This window comes from Cupriavidus numazuensis (assembly GCF_905397435.1).
GTDB lineage: Bacteria > Pseudomonadota > Gammaproteobacteria > Burkholderiales > Burkholderiaceae > Cupriavidus > Cupriavidus numazuensis.
Map to the genome: position 1 here is coordinate 23,405 of NZ_CAJPVI010000080.1, position 7,160 is coordinate 30,564.

Genomic DNA, 7,160 nt, shown 5'->3' on the forward strand with positions numbered 1-7,160 from the left:
AGAAGCATCCAGAACATCGGGCTCATGTCGTAGAGCAGGACTCGTTAGCAACTCGCACCTTGGGCGTCGTTTTCCCCCGTGTCGCGGTGGAGGCGATAGAGGCTGCGGCTGAGGAGATATTCCGCGGCGTCATCCGGGGCCAAGTGAGTTGCAAGTTCGTCCGCAAACGACAAGGTGCTCATACCCATGGCAACCCGTGCCCTCACACTTCACGACTCGGGGTGCTGGCTGAGCTGGAGTGCGCCTGTGAGCGGAGTGAGGTAGGGACCGCCCACGGTGACATACCGGGAGCCAAGGAGCAGAGCATTGGATTCATGGCAACGCGATTTTTGGAAAGGAAAATGTAATGGCTCGCTCCCTTGATGCTCGCTATGAGGCTGACACCCCACAGGCTTTCCTAAACGGCAACCAGGCGTTGATTCGCATGATGGTTGAGCAAATGCGCTCTGATGGGGAAGCTGGCTTGCGGACCAAGGCGTTCGTCACAGGTTACCCTGGTTCGCCGCTGGGCAGCATCGACATCGCACTGCGGCAGGCCAAACGCACTCTGGATGCCCACGGAATCACTCACCGTGCGGCGCAGAACGAGGAGTTTGCCGTCACTATGCTGAGCGGCACGCAGATGCTAGATGAACACCCTCACCCCGACGTCGACGGTGTAGTGGGCTACTGGTATGGCAAGGGTCCTGGCCTGGACCGCTCCGGCGACGCGCTGAAGCACGCAAACTTCGCCGGCACAAGCCGCCACGGCGCCGTGGTAATCCTCAGCGGCGAAGACCACGAAGCGAAGAGCTCGACCGTCCCCTACCAGCAGGAATTTTCTTTCGAACACCACGGCATCCCCGTGCTGTACCCCGCGAGCGTCCAGGAGTTCGTGGACTACGGTCTTCACGCCGCCGCGCTTTCGCGCTTCTCCGGATGCTGGGTAGCACTGAAACTTGTTGGAACGCTATGCGACGGCGGCGAGGTCGTGCAGCTGCGCCCTGCTGGCATCCCTACGCAGATCCCTGAGCTACAGATCGGCGGAAACCCATTTACCAGAATGGCGAACCACCGCTTCTTTCCGGTAACCAATGTCGAGACCGAGCGACGCCTGTACGACGAGCGACATGCAGCAGTACTGGCCTACGCGCGCGCGAACGGCCTCAATCGTATCGTGCGATCAGCGCCCGGGGACCGCATCGGAATCATCAGCGCCGGAAAGAGCTGGGCCGACACCCAGCAGGCCTTGGAAGACCTCGGTTTCGACGGACCGGCGCTGCAGGCCCACGGGATCCGCCTCGCTAAGGTCGGCCTCCTCTGCCCCACTGACAGCGAATTCTTCCGCGAATTCGCCGCAGGTCTGCAGACCATCGTCGTCATCGAGGAGAAGCGCGATTTCCTGGAGCGTCAGGTGGCATTGGGGGTTGTCGGCACCACGGTTCGCGAGATCCTTGGCAAGCACGACGAGCATGGCCAGCGTCTGTTTCCGGTAGAGGGCGGCATGACAGCGGACATGGTGGCCGAAAGGCTGGCCCGAATTCTGGCGCGAAGCATGCCGCTTCCGGAACGCGGCCGCGAGCGTGTCCAGTATCTGGAGGGAAAAAGCGTGAAGCGCGACGCAGCGCTCCCGGGCCGGACACCGAATTACTGCTCGGGATGCCCGCACAACGTATCGACGCTGCTCGCGCCGGGCCAGATGGCCTGGGGGGCCCCCGGCTGCCATCTTTTCGCGGCGGTCATGGACAAACCACAGAAGCGCGTGGAAGCGACAACCCAGCTCGGTGGCGAAGGGTTGCCGTGGCTGGGCCTGGCGCCGTACACGAGCCGGCCGCACATCGTGCAGAACGTCGGCGATGGTGCGCTGTTCCACTCCAGCTATCAAAACATCCGCTTCGCGATCACAAGCGGGGCAACCATGACGTTCAAGCTTCTGATCAACGGTGTTCTCGCGAATACCGGGGGCCAGGAAGCAGTGGGGGCGAGTGCAATTGCGGACCTTGCCGGCCGTCTGCTGCAGGACGGCGCATCCCGAGTGGTTCTAGTTACGAAAGAGCCGGGCCAGTACGCCAAAATGAAACTCCCGGCGGGCCTAGTGCGACGCTCACCGGACCAACTCGAGCAAACCATGAGGGAGCTCGCGGAGATCAAGGGGGTGACGATCCTGATCTACGACGGGGCATGTGCGAATGAGCGTCGCCGACGACAGAAGCGGGGATTGCTGCCCGCGCCAACCGTATTCACGGTGGTCAATGAAGAAGTTTGCGAGAACTGCGGCGATTGCGGCGCGAAGGCGAACTGCATGTCGCTGCAAAAGGTGCCCACTGAATTCGGCCTAAAGACCCAGATACATCAGTCAACGTGCAATCAGGACCAGGCCTGCATCCAAGGAGAATGCCCGTCCTTCGTCACAGTTGAAGTGGAGCCAGGCAAAAGCGTTAGAAAGCCCAGCCTACCCGTCATCGATGCTACCCGCATTCCGGAAATCGAGCCGAGATCACTGCAGGCGCCCTATCACATCTACATCCCGGGCCTAGGTGGATCCGGCGTGCTGACTGCCAGTGCCATCCTCGCACAGGCGGCGTGCATGCAGGGCCTGCAGGTGAAAACGTATGACCAGACAGGAGCGGCGCAAAAATGGGGCGCAGTGCTCTCCAGCCTGATTCTGGCTCCCGCGGACCGGCCACCACACACCAACAAGGTAGGCATCGGCAAAGCCAATCTTTACCTCGCGCTCGACCTGCTCGCGGCCGTGGAAACGAACAATTTGAAATGCTGCGATGCAGACCATAGTCGAATGGTGATCAATTCGGGTGTGTTTCCGAACGGAGAGGTCATCCGCGATTCTCGCAAGACGCTGCCTACCCTTGAGCTGTGCGCAACGGTCGCGGCTGCCGGTTCCAAAGATAGCGTCCTGACGCTGGACGCGCGCCGTATCGCTGAGACGCTGTTCGGTGACTTCATGATGACTAACATGGTGGCTATTGGGGCGGCTTATCAGTCGGGGTGGCTGCCGATCCGCGCGGAATACATCGAAGCTGCCATTGGGCTGAATGGCGCCCAGGTGGAAGCCAACACAATGGCATTTCGCGCGGGTAGGCTATGGGTGCATGCGCCCGAGCGGATCGAAGCCATGGGCTCCTTGAAGCTTCGCCCGCTGGCCGATCGCACGGAGCGCCTACGTGCCCTGCGCAGCGAGGGCAAGCTGAAAGCGCTGGTGCGCTTTGAGTCCGTCCTCGCAAAGTTGCCGCCGCACTTGCGGGAGCGCGTGCAACTGCGTTCCGCGGACCTGACTGAATATCAGAACACTGCGTACGCAGCACGGTACCTGGAGCGCGTGACGGCGTCGCTACAGGCGGAGGCTTCCGTACGCGGCAAAGGGCACAGCTACGAGGTCACGGAAGCGATTGCCGAGAGCCTTCACAAGCTCATGACTTACAAGGACGAGTACGAAGTCGCTCGGCTCCTGACGATTTCCGGCTTCGAGAAACGGGTCGCGGAAAGGTTCTCCGGCAGCGTTCGCCTGAAATATAACCTCCAGCCGCCTCTCGCACGCACCTTGGGCCTGAAAGGCAAAGTGCGCGTGGGCGGCTGGATTCGTCCCGCACTGAAAACATTGGCCGCGCTCAAGTTCCTTCGGGGCACCGCTTTGGACCCGTTTTACACGCTCGCATCACGCAAGGAGGAGCGTGCGTTGCTCGCATGGTACGAGGGTGTGCTAGGCGAGGGTCTCAAGCTGCTCAACGCGCAGAACTCCGCCCAAGTCGTCGAGCTGCTCCGGCTACCTACAACGATCCGCGGCTATGAAGCAGTGAAATCTGCGGCCGCTACGGCAGCCAAGGTGCAGGCTGATCGCCTGCTCGCCGAGCTGAAGCGCCCGCGCACCATCATGATCGTGCCCGATCCTGTTGAGGCCTAACGCCGCTTTTCCCTGACAACGATAAAGGAGACAAACCGATGTTCAAATTACTCAAACGTCTTGCCGCCACGGCTGTTCTCGGCCTGCTGGCTGTCTCGGCGGCAGCGGAGGAAGCGCAGATCCGGCTGGCCACGGCATTTCCCGAGAACACGTCGTGGGTGCAGGAGCTCGTGAAGTGGAGCGAGCGCGTGAATTCGAAAGGCAAGGGGCTTGTCAAGATCAACTTCATCGGCGGCCCGCGCGCGATCCCGACTTTCGAGATCGGGAATGCGGTGAAGAGCGGCGTGGTCGACATGGCCCTCAGTCCAGGTGCCTTCTACACGAACGTGTTCCCGGAAGCCGACATGCTTAAGATGGCGCAAATTCCGGTGAGCGAGCAGCGCAAGAACGGCGCGATTGAATACATCAACAAGGTCTGGAATGAGAAGGGCAACATGGTGTACCTCGCCCGCATGGTGGAAGGCTACCCCTTCCACATATACCTGACGCAGAAGATTGACAAGCTTGATCTCACCGGCAAGAAGATCCGGGTGTCGCCCGCCATCCGGCCGGCGGTACAGGCGCTGAATGGAAATGTAATCAACATCCCTCCGGGCGAAATCTACACAGCTCTGGAACGCAGTGTCATCGACGGCTACGGTTGGTCGATCGGCGGCATCTTCGACCTGAAGATAGCGCCGCTCACGAAATTCCGGGTGGATCCGGGCTTCTACGACGCGGACGTGTCGCTGATCATGAACCTCGACAAGTGGAAATCCATGACGCCGCAGCAGCGCGACTTCATCCAGAAGATGGCGATGGAAATCGAGAGCAACTCCTCCTACTGGCACAAGGAGGGCGAGGACGAGAAGAAGAAGCAGAACGCCTCAGGCATCCAGCCGCTCACGTTTGGCGCCGCCGAAACCGCAAAGTACCTGGACGCCGTCTACGAGGCGGGCTGGTCAGACCTGATCAAGACAAGCCCGATCCACGGACCGAAGCTACGCGCACTGCTGTCCAAAGAAGCGATGAGGAAACAATGAGCAGCGAATCACTTAACAAAACTTTCGCACCTGCAGACAACATCATCGAAACCCTGCAGGCCGCTGTTGGCCGCCTCTACGACTTCTTGATGGTGCTGGCCTGTCTTCTGCTGTTGATAATCGTAGGCTCAATTACCCTGGATGTCCTGTTGCGAAACTTGGCGATTCAAGGCTTGCCGCGCGGCTTCCCAGCGTCCAACGACATCTCGGAGTACGCCCTCTACTTCTGCACCTTGTTGGCCGCGCCTTGGCTGCTGCGCGCAGGACAGCACATCAGGGTAGATATCGTGCTGCGCGCCGTTCCCGCCAGGCTCGCTTGGTCCTGTGAGTGGCTTTCGGACGTGATGGCTCTCACGGGATGCGTGGTGGTGGCGTGGATCGGCGTGGTGATGGCCTACCGGAGCTACGCAAGCGGAGCGATCCAGATCAAGAGCATTGTCATCCCTGAATGGTGGGTGATGGCGCCATTGCCAGTAGCGTTCGCGTTGCTGGCCGTCGAATTTGCATTCCGCATGTGGCGGCTTGCGCATAGCCAGAGGGGGCCGCGTTCGGACGCGGTATCTACAGCATGAGTGCCTGGATCCTTCCCGCGTGGCTGCTTCTTGGCGGCTCCACGCTCCTTCTCTTCGTCGGCCTTCCAGTGGCCTTCGCGTTCCTCATGACCAACCTCGTGGGTGCCTGTATGTACCTAGGCGGCGAGGCGGGGCTCGTGCAATTGGCACGCAATAGTGTGGCGGCCGTCACGAGCTTTTCCTTGACGCCAATTCCGCTGTTCATCCTAATGGGCGAGATCCTGTTCCACACCGGCCTGGCAGTGAAGGTCATCGAAGGCGTGGAGCGGCTGATCACTAGGGTGCCGGGCCGCTTGGCGGTGGTAGCTGTTGTTGCGGGGTCGGTATTCTCCGCCATCTCGGGGTCGACGATCGCTACGACGGCAATGCTCGGATCCCTGATGGTGCCCGTCATGTTGCAGCGTGGCTACCATCCGACCATGGCCACTGGCCCGATCATGGCGATCGGGGCGGTCGACATGCTGATTCCCCCCAGCGCGTTAACCGTTCTGCTTGGCAGCCTTGCGAACATCTCGATCTCAGGGCTTCTGATCGGTGGCATCGTCCCTGGAGTTCTCCTATCGATCGGATTCATCGCCTGGATCGTGCTGCGCAGCGCAATGAATCCCTCGCTGGCTCCCGCCGGTGAGTTCGAGCACTTTCACGGATGGGAGCGGTACAGGCTCTTCTTCCAGTACGTGCTTCCACTTCTTTCGATTTTCGGAGTAGTGGTGGGTGCGATGGTTGTAGGCTGGTCCACACCGACGGAAAGCGCGGCACTGGGCGTGGTGGCCACGTTGGTGATTGCCCTTGCATATCGCGCGCTGTCGCTGCGGGCGCTGATGAAATCCTTGCGAGGAACGATCGGAATCTCCGGGATGATTCTGCTGATCATCATGGGCGCGACCACATTCGCCCAGATTCTGACTTTCTCTGGGGCTTCCAACGGAATAGTCGAGGCAATCACGACCATTGGCCTCGGGCCGATGGCCATCATTGCCGGCATGATGCTGATCCTAATCTTCCTGGGGATCTTCGTGGACCAAGTGAGCATGATGCTCATCACAATCCCCATCTTCATGCCCATTGTGCAGAAGCTAGGAGTCGACACTGTTTGGTTCGGCATCATGTTCCTCGTCTGCATGCAGATGGGCCTGCTGCTGCCCCCGCATGGCTTGCTTCTAATGACGATGAAAGGCGTCGCTCCTCCTACCGTGAGCATGGCCCACATATTCCGTGCCATCGTGCCCTATATCGCCATGAGCGTGCTACTGCTCGCCGCCATGTTCTTCTTCCCATCCATCGCCACTTGGTTACCAGGAATCATCAAATGAGCGACAAAGACTGGACCCACATCGAGCAGTCCCCCGGGGCTCACCGCGGGCTGCATGAGACTGGACGAAAGCCCCGAGAATGGGTGATTTCCATGATAAAGCGATGAGATGAGCGGCGACCTCATCGAGCAACAAGGAGTGCGGTCGGCATTTGATATTAATCTGGCTGCGCCGCCACCAACACACCCTTTCCTGTGACGCGGTGCGCCGCTTTGGAGCTTGAGCTCCCCAAGTAGCTATAGGCCATACCTTTATACATAAGTCAGCCGAGCCCATCCCGTAGCGCGCGCAGCGTTTCAGCAGCGGAGAGTACACGATCGAGTCCGCGCCAGATTGTCTTGGCACCGGGTTCGCC

At 60.2% G+C, this 7,160-nt stretch carries 4 protein-coding genes; all 4 read left to right on the forward strand.

The window, feature by feature from the left end:
* Nucleotides 1-325: 325 nt before the first annotated feature.
* From KHO41_RS37255 to KHO41_RS37270, 4 genes are read left to right on the forward strand one after another with little or no spacing between them, the layout of a single operon-like run.
* Nucleotides 326-3,898 carry an indolepyruvate ferredoxin oxidoreductase family protein gene (locus KHO41_RS37255; protein ID WP_280519730.1) on the forward strand — a complete coding sequence of 1,191 codons (3,573 nt, stop codon included), beginning with the start codon at nt 326-328 and terminating at the stop codon, nt 3,896-3,898.
* Between the two features lie 38 nt (nt 3,899-3,936).
* Nucleotides 3,937-4,920 carry a TRAP transporter substrate-binding protein DctP gene (dctP, locus tag KHO41_RS37260; RefSeq protein ID WP_211958237.1) on the forward strand — a complete coding sequence of 328 codons (984 nt, stop codon included), beginning with the start codon at nt 3,937-3,939 and terminating at the stop codon, nt 4,918-4,920.
* The gene (locus KHO41_RS37265; protein WP_211958238.1) at nt 4,917-5,492 is read left to right on the forward strand and encodes a TRAP transporter small permease; all 576 of its coding nucleotides are present in this window, start codon (nt 4,917-4,919) and stop codon (nt 5,490-5,492) included. Before dctP ends, KHO41_RS37265 begins: the two co-directional genes overlap by 4 nt.
* Nucleotides 5,489-6,805, forward strand: coding sequence for a TRAP transporter large permease (locus KHO41_RS37270; RefSeq protein ID WP_211958239.1), 1,317 nt, complete (start codon nt 5,489-5,491; stop codon nt 6,803-6,805). Before KHO41_RS37265 ends, KHO41_RS37270 begins: the two co-directional genes overlap by 4 nt.
* Nucleotides 6,806-7,160: the final 355 nt, after the last annotated feature.